The organism is Streptomyces sp. NRRL F-5650, from assembly GCF_000721365.1.
In the GTDB taxonomy this organism is placed as follows: Bacteria; Actinomycetota; Actinomycetes; order Streptomycetales; family Streptomycetaceae; genus Streptomyces; species Streptomyces ardesiacus.
On record NZ_JOGV01000003.1, the window covers coordinates 270,669 to 292,070 of the forward strand.

Sequence of the window (21,402 nt, forward strand, 5' to 3'; positions counted from 1 at the left end):
CGGGCCCGAGCGCCGCGGGCACGCCGCCCGCTCAGGCCCGGTGGGAGTTGCGGGCGGCCGGCGCCGCGGCCGGCAGGGGACTGGTCGCCGCCCGGGTGACGTCGCCGACCAGTTCCACCACGTCCGGCCCGTACGCCTGGGAGTTGACCACCTTGAGCAGCAGCACGAAGGAGTTGGCCCCGTGCTTGCGGGCCAGCTTCTCGTGGTGCCGGGCGAGGTATCGGGTGGCGGCCTGGTTGTTGATCGCGCGCTGGCCGCAGAACAGGAACGCGGGCCGGGCCTCACGCCGGTCACCGGCGGTGAGACGGGCCAGCAGCACGTACTCGGTGACGCCCGGATCCAGGCGGTAGCGCTCGCCGCCGATCTGGAAGGCGCCCCGGTCGGGGCCGGGTTCCGGGTCGATGTTGACCCGCACCCCGGGCAGCATCGCGGCCATGTGGGCGACCATGCGCCGGTTCGAGCCGGGCCCGCCCACGCAGAACTCCGTACGCTCGCCGAAGCCCTGGCCGACCATGTCCTGGGTGACCACCTGGACGTGCGCGCCGCACTCCTTGACCAGCGCGGCCAGCTCCAGCAGCGCGAAGACGTCGAAACGGTGGACCGCCGGTTCGGTGGCGGCGGGGTCCCGGTTGACGACGAGCAGCGACTCGGAACCGTCCGGCAGCCCGAAGAACGCCTGCTTGCGGCGGAGTCTGCGCTTCCACAGGTAGGTGCGGGCGAGCCAGCCCAGCGTGGCGCTGATGCCCGCCGCGACCACACCCAGGACGATGTTGCGTACGTCGTCAGTCATGGGCGCGCATGCTAGCGGGCGTCCGCGTACTCGTGTTCGACGGGGCGCGGCGGCTCCGGCGCACCCGGGTCACCGGTGCTCATGACGCGGCCATGACGATCAACTAAGCTGCCCCAACGGCCTTTCCCTGGAGGTGCGGATGCGTCGCCCTGTCGCACGGAATCTGACGGTCCTGGCGGTCTCGGCCGCCGTGGTGGTGTCGGTGGGGGCGGCCGCGCCGCCCACGGCCCACGGCGGGTCCGCCGCGCCGAAGACCCCGGTCGCCGTCGGGTACGGCGGTGCCGTCTCCAGCGTCGACCGGGACGCCTCCGCCGCCGGCATCGAGGTGCTCCGCAAGGGCGGCAACGCCGTCGACGCCGCCGTGGCCACCGCCGCCGCGCTCGGCGTCACCGAGCCCTACTCCGCCGGGGTCGGGGGCGGCGGGTACTTCGTCTACTACGACGCCAAGTCCCGCACCGTGCGCACCATCGACGGCCGCGAGACCGCGCCGCTCACCGCCGACGAGGACCTCTTCACGGAGAACGGCGAGCCGCTCGCCTTCGCCGACGCCGTCACCAGCGGCCTGGCCGTCGGCACCCCGGGCACCCCGGCCACCTGGCAGACCGCGCTCGACCGGTGGGGCAGCCGCACGCTCTCGTCCGTCCTGAAGCCCGCCGAACGGCTCGCCCGCGACGGCTTCACCGTCGACGAGACCTTCCGTTCCCAGACCGCCTCCAACGAGGAGCGCTTCCGCTACTTCCCGGACACCGCCGAGCTGTTCCTGCCCGGCGGCGAACTCCCGGCCGTGGGCTCGACGTTCAAGAACCCCGACCTCGCCCGCACCTACCGGGAACTGGGCCGCAAGGGTGTCGGCGCGATCTACCGCGGCGCACTCGGCCGGGACATCGTCGACACCGTCAACAAGCCGCCCGTCGACCCCGACTCCGGATGGAACGCCCGCCCCGGCGACCTGTCCGCCAAGGACCTCGCGGCCTACGAGGCCAAGCTGCAGGCGCCGACGAAGACCTCCTACCGCGGCCTGGACGTCTACTCCATCGCGCCCTCCTCCTCCGGCGGCACCACGGTCGGCGAGGCCCTCAACATCCTGGAGCGCACCGACCTCTCCGCCGCGGACAAGGCCGGCTACCTGCACCGCTACATCGAGGCCAGCCGCATCGCGTTCGCCGATCGCGGCCGCTGGGTCGGCGACCCCGCCTTCGAGGACGTCCCCACGAAGGAGCTGCTGTCACAGCGGTACGCCGACTCGCGCGCCTGCCTGATCAAGGACGACGCGGTGCTCACCAGCCCGCTCGCCCCCGGCGACCCGAGGCACCCGGCCTCCTGCGCGGGCGGCGGCACGGCGGCGCCGACGACGTACGAGGGCGAGAGCACCACGCACCTGACGGTCGCCGACAAGTGGGGGAACGTCGTCGCCTACACGCTCACCATCGAGCAGACCGGCGGCAGCGGCATCACCGTGCCCGGCCGGGGCTTCCTGCTCAACAACGAGCTGACCGACTTCTCCTTCGCCCCGGCCAACCCCGCCGTCCACGACCCGAACCTGCCCGGTCCCGGCAAGCGCCCCCGCTCCTCGATCGCGCCGACGATCGTCCTGGACCGCCACCGGCAGCCGGTCGTCGCCCTCGGCTCGCCCGGCGGCGCCACCATCGTCACCACCGTGCTCCAGACCCTCACCGGCTTCGTCGACCGCGGGCTCCCGCTGGTCGACGCGATCGCCGCGCCGCGCGCCAGCCAGCGCAACGCAGCCCAGACCGAGCTCGAACCCGGCCTCTACGACAGCGCCGTACGGGCGAAGCTGGAGGCTCTCGGGCACTCCTTCAAGCCCAACCCGGAGATTGGCGCCGCGACCGCCGTGCAGCGGCTGCCGCACGGCAAGTGGCTGGCCGCCGCGGAGAAGGTACGGCGCGGCGGCGGCTCGGCGATGGTGGTCGAACCGGTGCGGCAGCGGTAGTCGCAGCGGCAGTCACAGCTCGGGGACGGGCCGCTCGGGCACGCGGAACGCCAGCCGCCCGTCCTCGACGTCGACCGTCACCCGGCCGCCCTCGGCGACCCGGCCGTCGAGCAGCAGCCGGGACAGCTCGTTGTCCACCTCGCGCTGGATGGTGCGGCGCAGCGGACGCGCGCCGTACTCGGGCTGGTAGCCGCGTTCGGCGAGCCAGTCCACGGCCGCGTCGGTGAAGTCGACGGTGATGCCCTGCGCGTGCACCATGCGCCGGGTCTGCTCCAGGAGCAGGCTGGTGATCTGCCGCAACTGCTCCCCGCTGAGCTGGCGGAAGACCACGATCTCGTCGACGCGGTTGAGGAACTCGGGCCGGAAGTGCTCGCGCAGCGGGCGCAGCACTTGCTCGCGCCGCGCCTCCTCGTCCGCCTCCGCGCCGCCCGCGCCGAAGCCGATCCCGGCGCCGCGCCGGGTGATCACGTCGGAGCCCAGGTTGCTGGTCATCACGACGACGGTGTTGGAGAAGTCCACGGTGCGGCCCTGCGAGTCGGTCAGGCGGCCGTCGTCCAGGACCTGGAGCAGGATGTTGAAGACGTCCGGGTGCGCCTTCTCCACCTCGTCCAGCAGCAGCAGCGAGTACGGGTGGCGGCGCACCACCTCGGTGAGCTGGCCGGCCTCCTCGTGTCCGACGTAGCCGGGCGGGGCGCCGACCAGGCGGCTGACGGTGTGCCGCTCCTGGTACTCGCTCATGTCCAGGCGCACCATCCGGTCCTCGCTGCCGAACAGCGCCTCGGCCAATGCGCGGGCCAGCTCGGTCTTGCCGACGCCGGTCGGCCCGAGGAAGAGGAAGCTGCCGATGGGCCGGTCGGGACTGGACAGCCCGGCGCGCGAGCGCAGGACGGCGTCGGAGACGACCCGGACCGCCTCGTCCTGGCCGACGACCCGCTCGTGCAGGTGGGTCTCCAGGCCCAGCAGGCGGTCCTTCTCCTCCTGGGTGAGGCTGCTGACCGGGATGCCGGTCTGCCGGGAGACCACCTCGGCGATGGACTCGGTGCCGACCACCAGGTTCAGCCCCTCGTCGGCCTCGCCGTCGCCCGTGGCCTCGGTGATCCGCTGCTTCAGCTCCACGATCCGGTCGCGGAGCTGCGTCGCCTGCTCGTACTGCTCGTCGGCGACCGCCTGGTCCTTGTCCCGGACGAGCTGGTCGACCTCGCGCTCCAGGGCCCGTACGTCGGTGCCCTTGGTGCGCGACTGGAGCCGGACGCGGGCGCCCGCCTGGTCGATCAGGTCGATCGCCTTGTCGGGCAGCCGCCGGTCGGTGAGGTAGCGGTCGGACATCTCCACGGCCGCGACCAGCGCCTCGTCGGTGTAACGGACCTGGTGGTGGGCCTCGTAGCGGTCGCGCAGGCCGCGCAGGATCTCGATCGCGTCGGGGACGGTGGGCTCCGGCACCAGGATCGGCTGGAAGCGGCGGGCCAGCGCAGCGTCCTTCTCGATCCTGCGGTACTCCTCCAGCGTGGTCGCGCCGACGATGTGCAGCTCGCCGCGGGCCAGGGCCGGCTTGAGGATGTTCCCGGCGTCCATCGACCCGCCCTCGCCGCCCCCGCCGGCGCCGACGACGGTGTGCAGCTCGTCGATGAAGATGATGAGCTGGTCGGAGTGGGCCCGGATCTCGCCCACGATGTTGTTCATCCGCTCCTCGAAGTCGCCCCGGTAGCGGGTGCCGGCGACCACGCCGGTCAGGTCGAGGGCGACCACCCGGCGCCCGGCCAGCACGTCGGGCACGTCGCCGTCGGTGATGCGCTGGGCGAGCCCCTCCACCACGGCGGTCTTGCCGACCCCGGCGTCACCGATGAGCACGGGGTTGTTCTTGCCGCGCCGGGAGAGCACCTCGACGGTCTGCTCGATCTCCTCCTCGCGCCCGATCACCGGGTCGATGCGGCCCTGCTGGGCCAGGTCGGTGAGGTCGCGGCCGTACTTGTCGAGGGTCGGCGTGTTCGTGGCCCGCGCGCTCTCGGTGCGGGCCTTGGCGGCCTCCGGCGCCTCCGTGGGCACGTGGGAGGGCGCGAAGCGGGCCGCGTTCAGGATGTGCCCGGCGGCCGAGTCCGGGTTGGCGGCCAGGGCGCTGAGCACGTGCTCCGGGCCGATGTAGCCGGTGCCGGTGGAGCGGGCCAGCTCGTGCGCGTCCAGCAGGGCCCGCTTGACGGCCGGGGTGAGCGAGAGCGACGTGGGCGGCGGCACCTCGCCCGGCGGGTGCTGGACCGGGCCGGTCCGCTCGTCGATCTGCGATGCCAGCGAGTCGGGGTCGGCCCCGGCCCGGCTGAGCAGCCCCCGGGTCGGCTCGGTGGAGAGCGCGGCCCGCAGCAGGTGCTCGGTGTCCAGGTCCCGGCTGCCGTGCTCGGCGGCGTACTGGGCGGCGCCGCGCACCAGCTCACGGGCGGGCTGGCTGAGCAGCCGGCCGATGTCGATCTGCCTCGGCCTGGGCCCGCCGAAGAAGCGTGCCAGGAACTCCGCGAACGGGTCGCCCTCCGGGCCCATGTAGCCGCTGGTCATCGTGTACGGACCTCCGCTGCATCGCTGATCGACGTGCCGGGGCCGGGTAACCCGGACGGGGCGCGGTCATGCCCAACATGACACGTTCTGTTCCGGCGGGCATGCCGGGAAGCCGGAGGTCCGGGCGGCCCGGCGGGGCGTCGGGGGACGGTTCACAGACCGTCCCGCGACGTCAGGACACGCGGACCGCTCTCCGTGATCGCCACCGTGTGCTCCACGTGCGCCGCCCGTGAGCCGTCGTTGGTGCGCAGCGTCCAGCCGTCGGCAGCCGCGTGGTAGTCGTCCCGGCCCCCCGCGGTCAGCATGGGCTCGATGGCGATGACCATGCCGTGCCGCAGCGGCAGCCCCCGTCCCGGGCGGCCCTCGTTGGGCACCCCCGGGTCCTCGTGCATGTGCCGCCCGATGCCGTGGCCGCCGAAGTCCTCCATGATGCCGTAGCCCCCGGACCGGCACACCGTGCCGATGGCGTGGGCGATGTCGCCGATGCGGTTGCCGACGACGGCGGCCCCGATGCCCGCCTCCAGGGCCCGCTCCGCGGTCTCGATCAGCGTCAGGTCGGCCGGGCGCGGCGTGCCCACGACGAAGCTGAGCGCCGAGTCCCCGGCCCAGCCGTCCAGGAGGGCGCCGCAGTCGACGGAGAGGAGGTCCCCGTCGCGCAGCCGGTAGCCGTCCGGGATGCCGTGCACGATCGCGTCGTTCACCGACGCGCAGATGACGCCGGGGAAGGGGGTCGGGGCGAAGGAGGGCCGGTACCCGAGGAACGGCGAGCCCGCGCCCGCCTCCCGCAGCACCTCGTGCGCCACCGCGTCCAGCTCCAGCAGCGACACGCCCACGTCCGCGGCCTGCCGTACGGCGGTCAGGGCCCGCGCCACGACCTGTCCGGCCGCGTGCATGGCGTCGATCGATGAGTCCGTCTTCAGTTCCACCATGCCAATTACTATACCGGTATTTGAATTGGGTTCGTCACGTGGCCCGGTGTGCGCGACGGCCGGGTCCGGTACGGGAAGCCGGTATTAGAATGACGGCATGGTGCGCACACCCCTGACCCCCGAAGAGCGCGAGCGCGGCGAACAGCTCGGCCGCCTGCTGCGCGCCGCCCGCGGTGAGCGGAGCATGACGGCGGTCGCCGCCCAGGCCGGCATCTCCGCCGAGACCCTGCGCAAGATCGAGACCGGCCGGGCCCCCACCCCGGCGTTCTTCACGGTGGCCGCGCTGGCCGGCGCCCTGGGGCTGTCCATGGACGAGCTGGTGGGCAGGTGCGCGCCCGCGCTGGCCTGAGGCGCCCGCACTCACCCACCGGAGTGCGAAACACGATCGACACCGCGCCTTGACGACGATGGTCTTGGCAAGCCCCTCCGGCCAGGCTTACGTTCGTCCCTCTACGGCCTGCTCTACGGGCGTAGAGGCTCTGACGTCCTGTCGAAGGAGCAGCTCATGGCCAACGTCGTACGTGCCGCTCTCGTCCAGGCCACCTGGACCGGCGACACCGAGTCCATGGTGGCGAAGCACGAGGAGCACGCCCGCGAGGCCGCCCGGCGGGGCGCGCAGGTCATCGGCTTCCAGGAAGTCTTCAACGCCCCCTACTTCTGCCAGGTCCAGGACCCCGCCCACTACCGCTGGGCCGAACCGGTGCCCGACGGGCCCACCGTCCGCCGCATGCAGGCCCTGGCCCGCGAGACCGGCATGGTGACCGTCGTCCCCGTCTTCGAGGTCGAACAGTCCGGCTTCTACTACAACACCGCGGCCGTGATCGACGCCGACGGCACCGTCCTCGGCACCTACCGCAAGCACCACATCCCCCAGGTCAAGGGCTTCTGGGAGAAGTTCTACTTCCGCCCCGGCAACAGCGGCTGGCCGGTCTTCGACACCGCCGTCGGCAAGGTCGGCGTCTACATCTGCTACGACCGCCACTTCCCCGAGGGCTGGCGCCAGCTCGGCCTCGGCGGCGCCCAGCTCGTCTACAACCCCTCGGCCACCCACCGCGGCCTCTCCGCCCATCTGTGGCAGCTCGAACAGCCCGCCGCGGCCGTCGCCAACGAGTACTTCGTCGCCGCCATCAACCGCGTCGGCGTCGAGGAGTACGGGGACAACGACTTCTACGGCACCTCCTACTTCGTGGACCCCCGCGGCCGGTTCGTCGGAGAGGTGGCCAGCGACACCGAGGAGGAACTGGTCGTCCGCGACCTGGACTTCGACCTCATCGACCAGGTGCGGCAGCAGTGGGCCTTCTACCGCGACCGCCGCCCCGACGCCTACGAAGGGCTGGTGCGGCCGTGACCCGTGACCTCTTCGCCCGCCACCGCGCCGTCCTGCCCGACTGGCTCGCCCTCTACTACGAGGACCCGCTGGAGATCACCCACGGCGAGGGCCGCCACGTGTGGGACGCCGCCGGGAACAAGTACCTGGACTTCTTCGGCGGCATCCTCACCACGATGACCGCGCACGCCCTGCCCGAGGTCACCAAGGCCGTCGCCGAGCAGGCCGGGCGGATCGTCCACTCCTCGACCCTCTACCTCAACCGCCCGATGGTGGAACTCGCCGAACGCGTCGCCCAGCTCTCCGGCATCCCCGACGCCCGGGTCTTCTTCACCACCTCCGGCACCGAGGCCAACGACACCGCCCTGCTCCTCGCCACCGCGTACCGGCGCAGCAACACGATCCTGGCGATGCGCAACAGCTACCACGGCCGCTCCTTCGGCGCCGTCGGCATCACCGGCAACCGCGGCTGGTCACCGACCTCCCTGTCCCCGCTGCAGACCCTCTACGTCCACGGCGGCGTCCGCACCCGCGGCCCCTACGCCCACCTGGACGACCGGGAGTTCGTCGACGCCTGCGTCGCCGACCTGCTGGACCTGCTCGGCCACACCCGCGCCCCCGCCGCCCTGATCGCCGAACCCGTCCAGGGCGTCGGCGGCTTCACCTCCCCGCCGGACGGCCTGTACGCCGCCTTCCGCGAGGTGCTGCACGAGCGGGGCATCCTGTGGATCTCCGACGAGGTGCAGACCGGCTGGGGCCGCACCGGCGATCACTTCTGGGGCTGGCAGGCGCACGGGAGGAACGGCCCGCCCGACATCGTGACCTTCGCCAAGGGCATCGGCAACGGCATGTCGATCGGCGGTGTCGTCGCCCGCGCCGAGATCATGAACTGCCTGGACGCCAACAGCATCTCCACCTTCGGCGGCACCCAGGTCACCATGGCCGCCGGTCTCGCCAACCTCTCCCACCTGCTGGAGCACGACCTCCAGGGCAACGCGCGGCGCGTCGGCGGCCTGCTCGTCGAACGGCTGCGCGCCGTCGCCGCCCAGGTGCCGCACGTACGCGAGGTGCGCGGGCGCGGCCTGATGATCGGCGTCGAGCTGACCCGGCCCGGCACCGACGAGGCCGCCCCCGAGGCCGCGTCCGCCGTGCTGGAGGAGGCCCGCGCCGGCGGACTGCTGGTCGGCAAGGGCGGCGGCCACGACACCAGCGTCCTGCGCATCGCCCCGCCGATGTCCCTCACCGTCGCGGAGGCCGAGGAGGGCGCCGCGATCCTCGAACGCGCCCTGCGGAGCATCTGACCGCCGCGTGGCCGAGCCCCAGGAGGCGCCGCCATGACCACCACCTCGCAGCTCCCGGACCGGCAGCCCGGGGAACCCTGGGAGCCCGCCCTGACGGTCCGTCAGGTCCTCGGTCTCGAGCGGGTGCGGGCCGGGCAGCCCGAGGTGGTGGCCGGCGCCCACCGGCTCGACCGGCCGGTGCGGTGGGTGCACGTCGCCGAGGCCGCCGACGTCGGCGTGATGCTCAGCGGCGGCGAGATGGTCCTCACCACGGGGGTGCTGCTCGCCGGGGACGAGGACCGGCAGAGCGAGTACATCCGCTCACTGGACCGCGCCGAGGCCGCCGCCGTCGTGCTCGGTCTCGGCCGCGCCTTCCCCGCGCCGCCCGCCGTGATGCGCAGGGCGGCCGAGCGCTGCGGACTGCCCCTGGTCGTCCTGCACCGGCCCTTCCCCTTCGCGGCACTCACCGAGGAGGTGCAGTCCCGGCTGCTGCGCCGCAAGTTCGCCGCCGTCAGCCTCTCCGAGGCCGTGCGCACCGAACTGACCGGCCTGATCACCGCCGGTGCCCCGGTGCAGCGCCTGCTCGACGAGGTGGCCCGGCACGCCGGCTGCCCGGTCGTCGTCACCAACCTCGCCCACCGCGTCCTCGCCACGGCGGGGGAGCGGGCGGCCGTCGACGACGTCCTGCGGGACTGGGAGCGCATCGCCCGCCAGGCCGGTGCCACCTGCGCCGACGGCTGGATCCGCGCCGAACTGAGCTGCCGCGGGGAGCGCTGGGGACGCCTGGTGCTGTGCGGCCACCGGGGCGAACGGGCCGCCGGACGTCTGCTCGCCGACCGCGCGGCCGAAGCCCTCGTCCTGCACCGCATGCTGGCCGGAGACGGCGGCGCCGGGGGAGCCCCGGCGGGCTCCCCGGACTCCTGGGAGGAGCAGTCGGCCCGGAGCCTGCTCACCGACCTGGTCACCGGTGCCGTACCGGCGCGGCACCTGCTGCCCCGGGCCCGCGCCGCCGGACTGCCCGTCAACCGGCGCCTCTTCGTCCCCCTCGTCGTCCGCGAGCCGGAGCCCGCCCGGCCCGCCCGGGTGCTGCGGCGGCTGGGGCTGCCGGGCATCGCCGCCCGGCTCGCCGACGACCACGTCGCCGTCCTGCTCAGCCTCGCCCCCGACCAGGACGCCAGGGCGCTCACCGGCCACTTCGCGGCCCGGCTGCGTGCCGAACCGGGTTCCTCCGGCGCCGTGGTCGCGGCGGCCGACGCCCGCGCCGACTGGGCCGGCGTCCCCGCGGGACTGCGCGAGGCCCAGCACGTCGCCGAGGCCGTCGCCCACTCCGCCACCGCCGCCCTGGAGCTGCCCCCCGTCGTGCGGCTGCGCGACATCCACCTGCGCGGCCTGGTACGGCTGCTGCGCGACGACCCGCACGTGCAGTCCTTCGCCGAACGCGAGCTGGACGGACTGCTGCGCGGCCCCGACCAGGACCTGCTGCCCGTCCTGCGCACCTACCTCGCCACCGGCCGCAACAAGTCCCGCACCGCCCAGCTCCACCACGTCTCCCGGCCCGCCCTCTACCGGCGCCTGGAAACCATACAGAGCCGCCTCGGCGTCGACCTCGACGACTTCGAGCAGGCCGCCTCCGTCCACATCGCGCTCCTCGCCCACGACGCACAACAGGGGTGACACCGTGCAATGCCCGACCCCCGCAGACGTGACACCGTGCCACTCATCGCGGCCGTCCGCGGTTCCTAGGCTCACCGCACACCGAGCGCCACACCGAGCGAGTGGAGGCCGAAGATGAGCCGAGTGATCCGTGCCGCGCTCTTCCAGACCGCCTGGACGGGCGACAAGGAATCGATGATCCAGGTCCACGAGCAGGCGGTGCGCGACGCCGCCGCCCAGGGCGCACAGGTCATGTGCTTCCAGGAGCTGTTCTACGGACCGTACTTCTGCCAGGTCCAGGACCCCGCGTTCTACGCCTACGCCGAGAGCGTCCCGGACGGCCCGGTCGTCGGGCGCTTCCAGCGCCTCGCCCGCGAGCACGGCATCGTCCTGGTGCTACCCATGTACGAGGAGGAGCAGCCCGGCGTCCTCTACAACACCGCCGCCGTCATCGACGCCGACGGCTCCTACCTCGGCAAGTACCGCAAGACGCACATCCCCCAAGTGCACGGGTTCTGGGAGAAGTTCTACTTCCGTCCCGGCAACAGCGGCTGGCCGGTCTTCGACACCGCCGTCGGCAGGGTCGGCGTGTACATCTGCTACGACCGGCACTTCCCCGAGGGCTGGCGGGCACTGGGCCTCGAAGGCGCCGAGATCGTCTTCAACCCCTCGGCCACCTCGCGGGGTCTGTCCGGCTACCTGTGGCAACTGGAGCAGCCGGCCGCCGCCGTGGCCAACGAGTACTTCGTCGGCGCCATCAACCGCGTCGGCGTGGAGGAACTGGGCGACAACGACTTCTACGGCACCTCCTACTTCGTCGACCCCGAGGCCCGGTTCGTCGGCGAGGTGGCGAGCGACAAGGAGACCGAACTCGTCGTCCGGGACCTCGACATGGGAAAGCTGCGCGAGGTCCGCGACCGCTGGCAGTTCTACCGCGACCGCGCGCCCGGCGCGTACTCCCCGCTGACCGCGCCCTGACCCGCCCGGGCCCCCGACAGGAGGGAACAGCAGCATGAGCAGCCGTACCGTCATCCGCGGCGGCCTCGTCGTCACCGCGTCCGACGAGATCCACGCCGACGTCCTGGTCGAGGACGGCCGCGTCGCCGCCCTCGCCGCGACCGGCACCCCCGCGGCCGAGGCGTTCAGCGCCGAGCGGGTGATCGACGCGAGCGGCAAGTACGTGATCCCGGGCGGCGTCGACGGGCACACCCACATGGAGATGCCCTTCGGCGGCACCTACGCCGCGGACACCTTCGAGACCGGCACCCGCGCCGCCGCCTGGGGCGGCACCACCACCATCGTCGACTTCGCCGTCCAGAGCGTCGGGCACTCCCTGCGCGAGGGCCTGGACGCCTGGCACGCCAAGGCCGAGGGCAACTGCGCGATCGACTACGGCTTCCACATGATCGTCTCCGACGTGAACCAGGAGACGCTCAAGGAGATGGACCTGCTGGTGGAGGAGGGGGTGACCTCCTTCAAGCAGTTCATGGCCTACCCCGGCGTCTTCTACTCCGACGACGGCCAGATCCTGCGCGCCATGCAGCGCGCCGCCGGGAACGGCGGCCTGATCATGATGCACGCCGAGAACGGCATCGCCATCGACGTCCTCGTCGAGCAGGCCCTCGCCCGCGGCGAGACCGACCCGCGCTTCCACGGCGAGGTCCGCAAGGCCCTCCTGGAGGCCGAGGCCACCCACCGCGCCATCAGGCTCGCCCAGGTCGCCGGCGCCCCGCTGTACGTCGTGCACGTCTCCGCGACGGAGGCGGTCGCCGAGCTGACCAGGGCCCGCGACGAGGGCCTGCCCGTCTTCGGCGAGACCTGCCCCCAGTACCTCTTCCTGTCCACCGACAACCTCGCCGAGCCCGGCTTCGAGGGCGCCAAGTACGTGTGCAGCACGCCGCTCAGGCCCAGGGAGCACCAGGCGGCCCTGTGGCGGGGGCTGAGGACCAACGACCTCCAGGTGGTCTCCACCGACCACTGCCCGTTCTGCTTCAGCGGGCAGAAGGAGCTGGGCCGGGGCGACTTCTCCAAGATCCCCAACGGCATGCCGGGCGTCGAGAACCGCATGGACCTACTGCACCAGGCCGTCGTCGACGGGCACATCGGCCGCCGCCGCTGGATCGAGATCGCCTGTGCCACCCCGGCCCGGATGTTCGGCCTGTACCCGAAGAAGGGCACCATCGCACCCGGCGCGGACGCCGACATCGTCGTCTACGACCCGCACGCCGAACAAGTCCTCTCCGCCGAGACGCACCACATGAACGTCGACTACTCGGCGTACGAGGGCAGGCGGATCACCGGCCGCGTGGAGACCGTGCTCTCGCGCGGCGAACCGGTCGTCACCGAGCGCGAGTACACCGGCCGCAAGGGCCACGGCGTCTACACCCCGCGCGCCACCTGTCAGTACCTGAACTAGGAGCGGTGCCCATGGACTTCGGACTCGTCCTGCAGACCGACCCGCCCGCCTCCCGCGTCGTGGAGCTGATGAAGCGGGCCGAGCACAACGGCTTCAGCCACGGCTGGACGTTCGACTCCGCCGTGCTGTGGCAGGAACCGTTCGTGATCTACAGCCAGGTGCTGGCGCAGACCAGCACCCTGAAGATCGGCCCGATGGTCACCAACCCGGGCACCCGCACCTGGGAGGTGACCGCCTCCACCTTCGCCACCCTCAACGACATGTTCGGCAACCGCACCGTCTGCGGCATCGGCCGCGGCGACTCCGCGATGCGCGTCGCCGGCCGCAGGCCCAACACCCTCGCCCGCATAAGCGAAGCCATCAAGGTCATCCGCGCGCTCGGCAGGGGAGAGGAGGCCGACCTCGGCGGCGGCACCGTCGTACGGTTCCCGTGGATCAAACCCGGCGCCGAAGTCCCGGTGTGGATGGCGGCCTACGGCCCCAAGGCCCTGAAGATGACCGGCGAGGAGGCCGACGGCTTCATCCTCCAGCTCGCCGACCTCTACCTCACCGAGTACATGGTCAAGGCAGTCCGGGACGCCGCCGAGGCCGCCGGGCGCGACCCGTCCGAGGTGACGGTCTGCGTCGCCGCCCCCGCCTACGTCACCGCCGACGACTCGCCCGAGGCCCTCGCCCACGCCCGCGAGCAGTGCCGCTGGTTCGGCGGCATGGTCGGCAACCACGTCGCCGACCTGGTCGCCAAGTACGGCGCCCACACCGGGGCCGTACCCGACGAACTCACCGACTACATCAAGGCCCGCGAGGGCTACGACTACGCCCACCACGGGCGCAGCGGCAACCCGGACACCCGGTTCGTGCCGGACGAGATCGTCGACCGGTTCTGCCTGATCGGACCGGCCGAGAAGCACGTCGAGAAACTCAAGGCCCTGCGCGCCCTCGGCGTCGACCAGTTCGCGCTGTACGACATGCACGACGCGCAGGAAGCCGTGATCGACACCTACGGCACGAAGGTCATCCCGGCCGTCAACGCCTGACCCCTCCTCCGCCCGCCCCGCACTCCGGGGCGGGCCCCGGGCGCACCCGCGCACCCCCCTCGGCACCGCCCGCACGGCCTCTCCCGTCCACCGCATGATTGGCCTGCCCATGACCGACACCGCGCCCACGGCCATACCGCCGTCCGCCCAAGTCACCCTCCCCGACGGGCGCGTGGAGCTCGCCCCGGGCTCCCCGCCGCCGAGCGGCCCCTACGCCAACGAGGACCTGCTGCCCGTCCCCGTCGAGCGGCGCACCTGGACCACCTACAACTTCTCCGCCCTGTGGGTCGGCATGGCCCACAACACGGCCTCCTGGACCCTCGCGTCCGGGCTCATCGCGGTCGGCATGGACTGGAAGCAGGCGGTGCTCACCATCGCCCTGGCCAACCTGATCGTGCTCGCCCCCATGCTGCTCACCGGGCACGCCGGACCCAAGTACGGCATTCCCTTCCCGGTGTTCGCCCGCGCCTCCTTCGGCATCCGGGGCGCCAACCTGCCGGCCGTCGTACGGGCGTTGGTCGCGTGCGGCTGGTTCGGCATCCAGACCTGGATCGGCGGCGAGGCGATCTACTTCCTGGCCGGCAAGCTGATCGGCGACGGCTGGACGAACGCGGGGACGTTCGGCGGCCACGCCTGGACCATGTGGCTGTCGTTCGCGCTCTTCTGGGCGCTCCAGGTCGCCATCATCCACCGGGGCATGGAGACCATCCGCCGCTTCGAGAACTGGGCGGCGCCCTTCGTCCTGGTCGGCGCCTTCGTGATGCTGTGGTGGATGGCCGACAAGGCGGGCGGCCTCGGCCCGCTCTTCGACCAGCCCTCGAAGCTGGGCTGGGGCGGCGACTTCTGGAAGCTGTTCTGGCCCTCGCTGATGGGCATGATCGGCTTCTGGTCCACCCTGTCCCTCAACATCCCCGACTTCACCCGCTACGGGAAGAGCCAGAAGGCCCAGACCCGGGGCCAGGCCCTCGGCCTGCCGACCACGATGACCCTGTTCGCCTTCCTCTCCGTGATGGTCACCTCCGGCTCGCAGGCGGTGTACGGCGAACCGATCTGGGACCCGGTGCAACTCGCCGCCAAGACGGACAACGTGGTGGGTCTGCTCTTCGCCCTGGTGACCGTCCTGGTGGCGACCCTCTCGGTGAACATCGCGGCCAACCTGGTCTCCCCGGCCTTCGACTTCTCCAACGTCGCACCGCGCAGGGTGAGTTTCCGGACCGGCGCGCTCATCACCAGCGTCCTGGCGGTGCTGATCTTCCCCTGGAAGCTGTACGCCGACCCGCAGGGCTACATCTTCACCTGGCTCGGACTGGTCGGAGGGCTGCTCGGCACGGTGGCCGGCATCCTCATCGCCGACTACTGGATCCTGCGCCGCGCCCGCCTCCACCTCGTCGACCTGTACCGCAGGGGCGGCCGCTACTGGTACGCCGGGGGCTGGAACTGGCGGGCCGTGTTCGCCTTCGCCGTCGGCGGCGTCCTGGCCGTCGGCGGCGCCGACTTCCATCCCCTGGTCGACGGCCGCCCCCTGCCCTTCCTCGAACCGCTGGCCGACTACGGCTGGGCGGTGGGCCTGGGCACGTCCCTGGTGCTCCACCTGGCACTGATGCTGCTGCCCGCGACCCGCCCGGCCGCGCGCTCCTAGCCGCCCCGCAGGGCGGCCACCGCCTCCTTGGCCGCCTTGATGGCACCCTTGTTGATCTCGTCGGTGCCGGGGGCCTTCTTCGACTCGAAGTCGCTGCCGTTGTACGTGATGACCACCAGCGCGTTGGCGGCGCGGACCAGTACGGTGCCCTCGCGGGTCTGCTGCTTGTCCTCGATGGTGAGGTTCACGACGGAGTAGGCACGGTCGCCGAGGCCCGGCACCTCACCGCCGCCGCTGCGGTCGGCGACCCGCTCCGTGTACGACTTCTGCGCGGCCTCGTCCGTCGCCATGACCTCGAAGGAGACGTCGAGCCAGCGGTATTCGTATCCCTTGAGCGCGTTCCAGGAACAGGTGCGGCGCACCTTGGTGTCCGTGGACGGGATCTCCTTGCCGGCCGCCTCGGCACCCGGCACCAGCGAGGTGACCGTCTTGCCGGCCAGGGCGTCGCACGGTGCGGGTGCGGTGGCGTACGTCTTCGCCGGTGCCCGGGTGGCGGGCGCGGACGCCGACTTGCCGGTGGTCTCGGGCGGCGGTGTCCCGTCCTTCGCGGCCGGTGACGTGTCCGGCCCGGACGACAGTGCCCAGCCCGCCGTGGCGAGGACGGCGACCGGCGCCAGACGGGCGGTCAGGGCGAGCGGCAGAGGAAGAGAACGCACGGCGCACTTCTCGTGGGGACGGTGCGGAAGGGGGCCCGCACTGCGGACGGGACGCCAGTGTCACACGAGTCCCCGTGGGGCGGAAGGGCGAACTCGGTGCGTGGCCGGGCGGTGACGCAGACGTACCGTCGGCTACGGCACGCGGGCGGTCCACTCCTCGCTGCTGAACTTCGTGGCGGCCAGCTCCTCGGCGCGGCTCATCTCCTGCGGGGTGATGTGCCCCTCGGCGAGGCCGTAGCGGTTGCGGAAGGAGGCGATCATGTTCTGGATCACCTGTTCCCGGGCGAGGCCCGTCTGGCGGCGGAGCGGATCGACGCGCTTCTTGGCGCTCTTGGTGCCCTTGTCGGACATCTTCTCCTTGCCGATGCGCAGGACCTCGAGCATCTTGTCGGCGTCGATGTCGTACGACATGGTCACGTGGTGCAGGACGGCCCCGGGGCCGCCGTCCGGTCCGACCATCCGCTTCTGGGCGGCACCGGCGATCTTGCCGGCGTCGGTGGCGATGTCGTTGAGGGGCTGGTACCAGGCCTTGATGCCCATGTCGCCGAGGGCACCCAGCACCCAGTCGTCGAGGTAGGCGTAGCTGTCGGCGAAGGAGAGGCCCGAGACCAGGGACTCCGGCACGGACAGGGAGTACGTGATGGTGCTCATGGGCTCCACGAACATGGCTCCGCCGCCGGAGATGCGGCGCACCACGGACACCCCGTGCCGCGCGATGCCCTCCGGGTCCACCTCGTTGCGCAGCGACTGGAAGCTGCCGATGATCACGGCGGGCGAGGCCCACTCCCAGACCCGCAGCGTGGGCGCCCGCCGTCCGGCGGCCACCTCGGCGGTGAGGACCTCGTCCAGCGCCATGTGCAGGGCCGGGGCCTGGGGCTCCATGTGGACCAACTGCCACTGGTGGTCGCTCCATTCGGTCGCGTGGCCCAGTGCCCTGCGGACGGCGACGCCGACGCCCTCCGCGGTCAGCCCGAGCATCACCGTCGACTCCGGCAGTGCCGCCGTGACACGGGCCGCGAGACCCGCGGCGTCGGTGGAGGCGGGGGCGCCCTCCAGTGCCGCGTTGATCGAGACGAGCGCCTCGTCGGGCTCCAGGAAGAAGTCCCCGGCGACCGTCACGTCGCGCAGGACCCCTTGCTCGACCTCCAGGTCCACGACGACCAGCTTGCCGCCGGGCACCTTGTATTCGCCATGCACGGCTTCGTTCCCTTCCTCGCGTCCTCCCCACCTTAATCTCCCGCCGCCGACCGCTCAGGTGCCCGTCCCGGGGCCGTCTCCCCGGTGCTCGTCCCAACTGCCGAAGTCGTCGGGGTGGGTCCCGGTGAACGGCGTGCCGTGGAAGGCGACGCTGATCTTCTCGAAGCCCTTGAAGCTCTCGGCGGTGGCGTACGACCAGTAGGCGAGCCGGTCGGCGTGGGTGAGGCTCACGTTGTCGGTGAAGGGGGTGAGCAGGCTCCGGGGCCACAGCCGGTGGGCGCCGACCGCGGCGGCCTCGACCGAGAGGACGAAGACGAGGGCCGCCAGGTAGAGCCAGGTGAGCAGGCCCAGGACGACACCGAACACCCCGTAGGTCGCACTGGCGCCTTTCAGGAAGTGCGAGACGTAGTACGCCCCGCCCCACTGGAGCGCGTGCCAGGCGCAGGCGGCCCCGACTGCGGGAACGAGCAGGCAGCGGGTGCCGACCCGTTTGCGGGTGAGGATGCGGACGACCAGGATCAGCAGCGCGGCGTTGAGGAGGACGACGGCGGCGATCGCGCCCGACCGCGGCCCGAGCCCGGTCCACAGGCCGAACGCGTCCGTGGAGGAGGCGAGGACCGACAGCCCGGTGGTCGCGACGAGCCCGAGGGCCAGCAGCCCGATGAAGAAGAACCCCCGCACCCGCGACAGCAGCGGGTTGGGACGGGCGTGCCGGGGCACGGCCCAGACCTTGTTCAGCGCGTGCTGGAGCGCCTGGGCCACCCCCAGGCCGCCGTAGAGGCTGCCGACCACACCGACGGCCAGGGCGATCCCGTTGCTGTGGAAGGAGTGGATGTTCTGCTGCAACTGGTGCCCCAGCACGGGAAAGTTCCGCAGCGCGGAGTCGAGCACCTGTTCCCGCAGGGCCGGGTCGTTCTGCAGCAGCGTCGTCAGCGCGGAGACGAGCAGCAGGAGGAGCGGGAAGAGGGAGAAGAAGCCGTAGTACGCGATCAGCGCCGCCAGGTACAGGCCCTGGTCGTCGGCGAACTTGTACACCACGCCCAGCGGCATGCCGACCCAGTGGTGCCGCCGCTGGAAGTCGTCGAGACGGCGTACGGCGTCCATGGCGCCTCCCCAGGGTGTCGTCCTCAGGCTACGGTCCGCGTGATCGCCGGGCCGGGCACGACACCCGGCCCCCGGCGGGGGCGGCCCCGCCGGCCCGTGCCCCTCACGCGTGTCGCCGGGGCGGGCCGGCGGAGGAGGCCGTGATCCGCTCGGTGGACGCCTGGGCGGTGGCCAGGTCACGGGGGTAGGTGCGCATCGCGACCAGACCGAGGAGGCCGGCCGCGATCAGGGTGAGCAGGAAGAAGAGCAGGGTGTACTCCAGGCCGGCGCCCTCCTGCCCGCCGGGGCCGCCGAAGACGCTCGTCGACAGGTAGCCGAACAGGACGGGCGCCGCGGCCTCGCACAGGGTGCGCAGCATCGTCCGCACGCCTTCGCCGGTGCCCCACAGGTACGGCGGGAGGATGTCGAGGCGGGCGGCGTCCAGCGGCGGGTTGGCCGCACCGAGGAACACCGTGCCGGCGACCAGCAGCGGCAGGGCCACGGCGAGGGAGGTGGCGTGCAGGGCGGGGGCGAGCAGGACCGGCACCGTCAGCATGCACACGGTCGGCACCAGGGTCCGGGCGTCGACCCGCCCGCCGCGCAGCAGCCGGTCGGCGATCCGTCCCCCGGCCAGGATCCCCGCCAGGGCGCCGAGGCCCGCGACGAGGACCAGGGAGGTGGCCACGGAGGTCGTCACGTGGAAGCGGTGGGTGGCGTAGAGCGTGGCGAACGAGCGCAGTCCGGCGAAGTAGAAGTAGCCCAGCGCGGACGCCAGGATCAGCACGAGATTGGTGCGGACCCGCAGGATGTAGCGGATGGACCACAGCGTGGGCCTTTGGCGCGGGTCGCGGTCCAGGACGAGGTTCTCGTGCGGGGCGACCCGCGCGTGGCGCACGGCCCGCTCGGCCGGTTCACCGGTGTCCCGGGTCCGGACCGCCTCCCGGCGGGACTGCCCGCCCCTCTCCGGTTCGGGAAGGCGGCGCACGAACCACACGGCCACCGCGGCCGGAACGACCAGCCACCAGAAGGCGAAGCGCCAGGACAGGGCGGACCCGATCGTGCCCGACAGGGCGAAGCCGAGACCGGTCCCCACCAGTTCCCCGGCGAGAACGAGCCCGTACAGGCGGGCCCGGTCCCCGACCGGGAAGAAGTCGCCCACCAGGGACGCGACGGTGGGTCCGGCCGTCGCGCTCACGGCGCCCAGCGCCGCCCGGGAGACCAGCAGCCATCCGTACGATTCGGCGGCACCGGCCAGGGCCGTCGCCACGGCCCACAGGACGATGCTGACGGCGAGCAGCCGCGTGCGCCGGACCCGGTCGGTGAGCAGACCCACCGGCACGGTGAAGGCCGCGCCGGTCAGCGCCACCACCGTCACCAGCAGCCCGATCCGGGTGTTGTCGATGCCGAACGCGGTCTTGAGCTGAGGGGCCATCGCGGACACCGTGCCCTTGTCGGCACCGTCCACGGCGAGGACGGCGGCCAGGGTGAGGACGACCCGGGACCGGGCGGGTCCGCCCAGGAACCGGGAGGCCCGTCCCACGACGGCCTCGACACGTCGGCGCGCCCTCACCGGTCACCCTCCGGCCGCGCGGTGGCGCCGTCCACGGTCAGGCCGATGCCGGAGACCGGCCCGCTCCGGCGGGGCCACCGGTCACCACGGCGGTGGGGCGGCCCGTCCTGCTCGGCATGAGTGATCCGTCTCCTCGCTGCGGGGACCGGCCGCCGATCGCCGGTCGGGTATGCGCCGTACCCGGAACCGGTGCGCCCGCAAACGGATCGCCGGGGGAAGGCTGAAATCCCGACAGGGTTCCCACGGGGCTCCCCGTCCGGCGGGTGGGGACGGTGCTCCCGTCCCGACGGTCAGCCGACCCGGTCGGCCGTCAGGTCGGCCCGGTCGTCCACGGGCACGGTCAGCCGCACCTCCGTACCGCCCCCGCGCACCGGGCCGACGGCGAGGTCCGCGCCGATCAGCAGGGCCCGCTCGCGCATGCCGCGGATCCCGGCCCCCTCGGCCGCGTCGTCCAAGCCGTCGAAGCCCCGGCCGTCGTCGCGCACCCGGAGCTCGACGGCGTCCCCCGCCCGTCGCAGGGTGAGCTGCACCAGGCGGGCCCCGGAGTGGCGGGCCGCGTTGGTCAGGCCCTCCTGGGCGACCCGGTACAGGACCAGGTCGGCGTTGTCGCCGAGGTCGGGCAGACCGGGGGCGATGTCGTGGCGCACGGTCAGCGAAGGGCCGGTGAACTCGTCCGAGAGCGACCTCAGGGCGCTGCTCAGCCCCAGCTCCTCCAGCACCCCCGGGAGCAGCCTGCGGGCGATACGGCGGATCTCGTCCAGGCTGGCCCGGGTGGTCTCCTGCACCTGCGCGAGCTGCTCCCGCACCTCGTCGGGCGCCTGGTCCGCGACCCGTTTGAGGTCCAGCAGCACGGCGGCGAGGGTCTGCCCCACCTCGTCGTACAGCTCCTGGGCCACGCGGTGCCGCTCCGACTCCTGTGCGCTCAGGGTGCGGGCGGCGCTCAGCGCGCGTTCGGCCTCCAGCCGGTCGAGCATCGTGTTGAAGGTCGTGATCAGCTCGGCGATCTCGCCGTCGCCGTCGACCTTCGGCCGGACCCGCGGCCGCAGCAGGTCCGTCGTCGTCATGGCGCGGGCAAGCTGCCGCAGTGGGCCGAGACCGATGCGCAGCAGTACGACGTTGGCGACCAGGATCACCACCAGCCCCGCGGTGAGGATGGCGGCCTCGGTGAGCAGCACGGGCGTCGACACGGTGACCGGTCCCAGCAGCAACGCGGTCGCGGCGATCAGCACCACCGAGTTGAACAGCGAGATTCTCCAGAACAAGGGCACCGCAGCAGCGTCGGCGACACGCGGCACGCAGTCCATCGGTTCCGGCACCCATTTCGTCCGCCCCCGGA

17 protein-coding genes are annotated in these 21,402 nt (G+C 72.5%); 9 read left to right on the forward strand and 8 right to left on the reverse strand.

Annotated features, from left to right (window positions below):
• Positions 1 to 31: 31 nt before the first annotated feature.
• Positions 32 to 790 carry a hypothetical protein gene (locus IG88_RS0105735; protein WP_031035675.1) on the reverse strand — a complete coding sequence of 253 codons (759 nt, stop codon included), beginning with the start codon at positions 788 to 790 and terminating at the stop codon, positions 32 to 34.
• Positions 791 to 929: 139 nt separating this feature from the next.
• On the opposite strand from IG88_RS0105735, the gene ggt reads away from it, so the two are divergent.
• Positions 930 to 2,741 (forward strand): gamma-glutamyltransferase, encoded by a 1,812-nt coding sequence (ggt, locus tag IG88_RS0105745; RefSeq protein ID WP_031035677.1) that lies wholly within the window; start codon positions 930 to 932, stop codon positions 2,739 to 2,741.
• 12 nt (positions 2,742 to 2,753) lie between these two features.
• Here ggt and IG88_RS0105750 read toward each other — a convergent pair whose 3' ends face one another.
• Together IG88_RS0105750 and map are read right to left on the reverse strand one after the other, a co-directional pair.
• The gene (locus IG88_RS0105750) at positions 2,754 to 5,282 is read right to left on the reverse strand and encodes an ATP-dependent Clp protease ATP-binding subunit (protein ID WP_031035679.1); all 2,529 of its coding nucleotides are present in this window, start codon (positions 5,280 to 5,282) and stop codon (positions 2,754 to 2,756) included.
• Positions 5,283 to 5,434: 152 nt separating this feature from the next.
• Complete coding sequence (gene map, locus IG88_RS0105755) at positions 5,435 to 6,211, reverse strand: type I methionyl aminopeptidase (protein ID WP_031035681.1); 777 nt, start codon at positions 6,209 to 6,211, stop codon at positions 5,435 to 5,437.
• A gap of 97 nt (positions 6,212 to 6,308) precedes the next feature.
• On the opposite strand from map, the gene IG88_RS0105760 reads away from it, so the two are divergent.
• The 8 genes from IG88_RS0105760 to IG88_RS0105795 all read left to right on the forward strand — a co-directional run bounded on the left by IG88_RS0105760 (position 6,309) and on the right by IG88_RS0105795 (position 15,560).
• Positions 6,309 to 6,560, forward strand: coding sequence for a helix-turn-helix domain-containing protein (locus tag IG88_RS0105760; protein ID WP_031035683.1), 252 nt, complete (start codon positions 6,309 to 6,311; stop codon positions 6,558 to 6,560).
• 156 nt (positions 6,561 to 6,716) lie between these two features.
• Entirely contained in the window at positions 6,717 to 7,559 is an 843-nt protein-coding gene (locus IG88_RS0105765) for a nitrilase-related carbon-nitrogen hydrolase (RefSeq protein WP_031035685.1), read from the forward strand.
• Entirely contained in the window at positions 7,556 to 8,839 is a 1,284-nt protein-coding gene (locus IG88_RS0105770) for an aspartate aminotransferase family protein (RefSeq protein WP_031035687.1), read from the forward strand. The genes IG88_RS0105765 and IG88_RS0105770 overlap by 4 nt, the downstream gene beginning before the upstream one ends.
• A 33-nt stretch (positions 8,840 to 8,872) precedes the next feature.
• Positions 8,873 to 10,492, forward strand: a complete 1,620-nt coding sequence (locus IG88_RS0105775; protein ID WP_031035689.1) for a PucR family transcriptional regulator — start codon at positions 8,873 to 8,875, stop codon at positions 10,490 to 10,492.
• A gap of 114 nt (positions 10,493 to 10,606) precedes the next feature.
• The gene (locus IG88_RS0105780; protein WP_031035691.1) at positions 10,607 to 11,449 is read left to right on the forward strand and encodes a nitrilase-related carbon-nitrogen hydrolase; all 843 of its coding nucleotides are present in this window, start codon (positions 10,607 to 10,609) and stop codon (positions 11,447 to 11,449) included.
• Between the two features lie 34 nt (positions 11,450 to 11,483).
• Complete coding sequence (hydA, locus tag IG88_RS0105785; RefSeq protein ID WP_031035692.1) at positions 11,484 to 12,887, forward strand: dihydropyrimidinase; 1,404 nt, start codon at positions 11,484 to 11,486, stop codon at positions 12,885 to 12,887.
• A gap of 11 nt (positions 12,888 to 12,898) precedes the next feature.
• Complete coding sequence (locus IG88_RS0105790) at positions 12,899 to 13,921, forward strand: TIGR03842 family LLM class F420-dependent oxidoreductase (RefSeq protein WP_031035694.1); 1,023 nt, start codon at positions 12,899 to 12,901, stop codon at positions 13,919 to 13,921.
• Positions 13,922 to 14,030: 109 nt separating this feature from the next.
• A complete protein-coding gene (locus IG88_RS0105795; protein ID WP_031035695.1) occupies positions 14,031 to 15,560 on the forward strand; it encodes an NCS1 family nucleobase:cation symporter-1 in 1,530 nt (509 codons plus the stop codon).
• On the opposite strand, the gene IG88_RS0105800 is transcribed toward IG88_RS0105795, so the two are convergent.
• The 5 genes from IG88_RS0105800 to IG88_RS0105820 all read right to left on the reverse strand — a co-directional run bounded on the left by IG88_RS0105800 (position 15,557) and on the right by IG88_RS0105820 (position 21,334).
• On the reverse strand, positions 15,557 to 16,216 hold the full coding sequence (locus IG88_RS0105800) for a hypothetical protein (RefSeq protein ID WP_031035697.1): 660 nt from the start codon (positions 16,214 to 16,216) through the stop codon (positions 15,557 to 15,559). The genes IG88_RS0105795 and IG88_RS0105800 overlap by 4 nt on opposite strands.
• Before the next feature lie 132 nt (positions 16,217 to 16,348).
• Entirely contained in the window at positions 16,349 to 17,413 is a 1,065-nt protein-coding gene (locus IG88_RS0105805) for a lipoate--protein ligase family protein (RefSeq protein ID WP_031035699.1), read from the reverse strand.
• Between the two features lie 54 nt (positions 17,414 to 17,467).
• Entirely contained in the window at positions 17,468 to 18,517 is a 1,050-nt protein-coding gene (locus IG88_RS0105810) for a YihY/virulence factor BrkB family protein (RefSeq protein WP_031035701.1), read from the reverse strand.
• A gap of 103 nt (positions 18,518 to 18,620) precedes the next feature.
• Complete coding sequence (locus IG88_RS0105815) at positions 18,621 to 20,066, reverse strand: MFS transporter (protein WP_031035703.1); 1,446 nt, start codon at positions 20,064 to 20,066, stop codon at positions 18,621 to 18,623.
• A 290-nt stretch (positions 20,067 to 20,356) separates the two neighbouring features.
• Positions 20,357 to 21,334, reverse strand: a complete 978-nt coding sequence (locus IG88_RS0105820) for a HAMP domain-containing sensor histidine kinase (protein ID WP_031035705.1) — start codon at positions 21,332 to 21,334, stop codon at positions 20,357 to 20,359.
• Between the last annotated feature and the right edge of the window lie 68 nt (positions 21,335 to 21,402).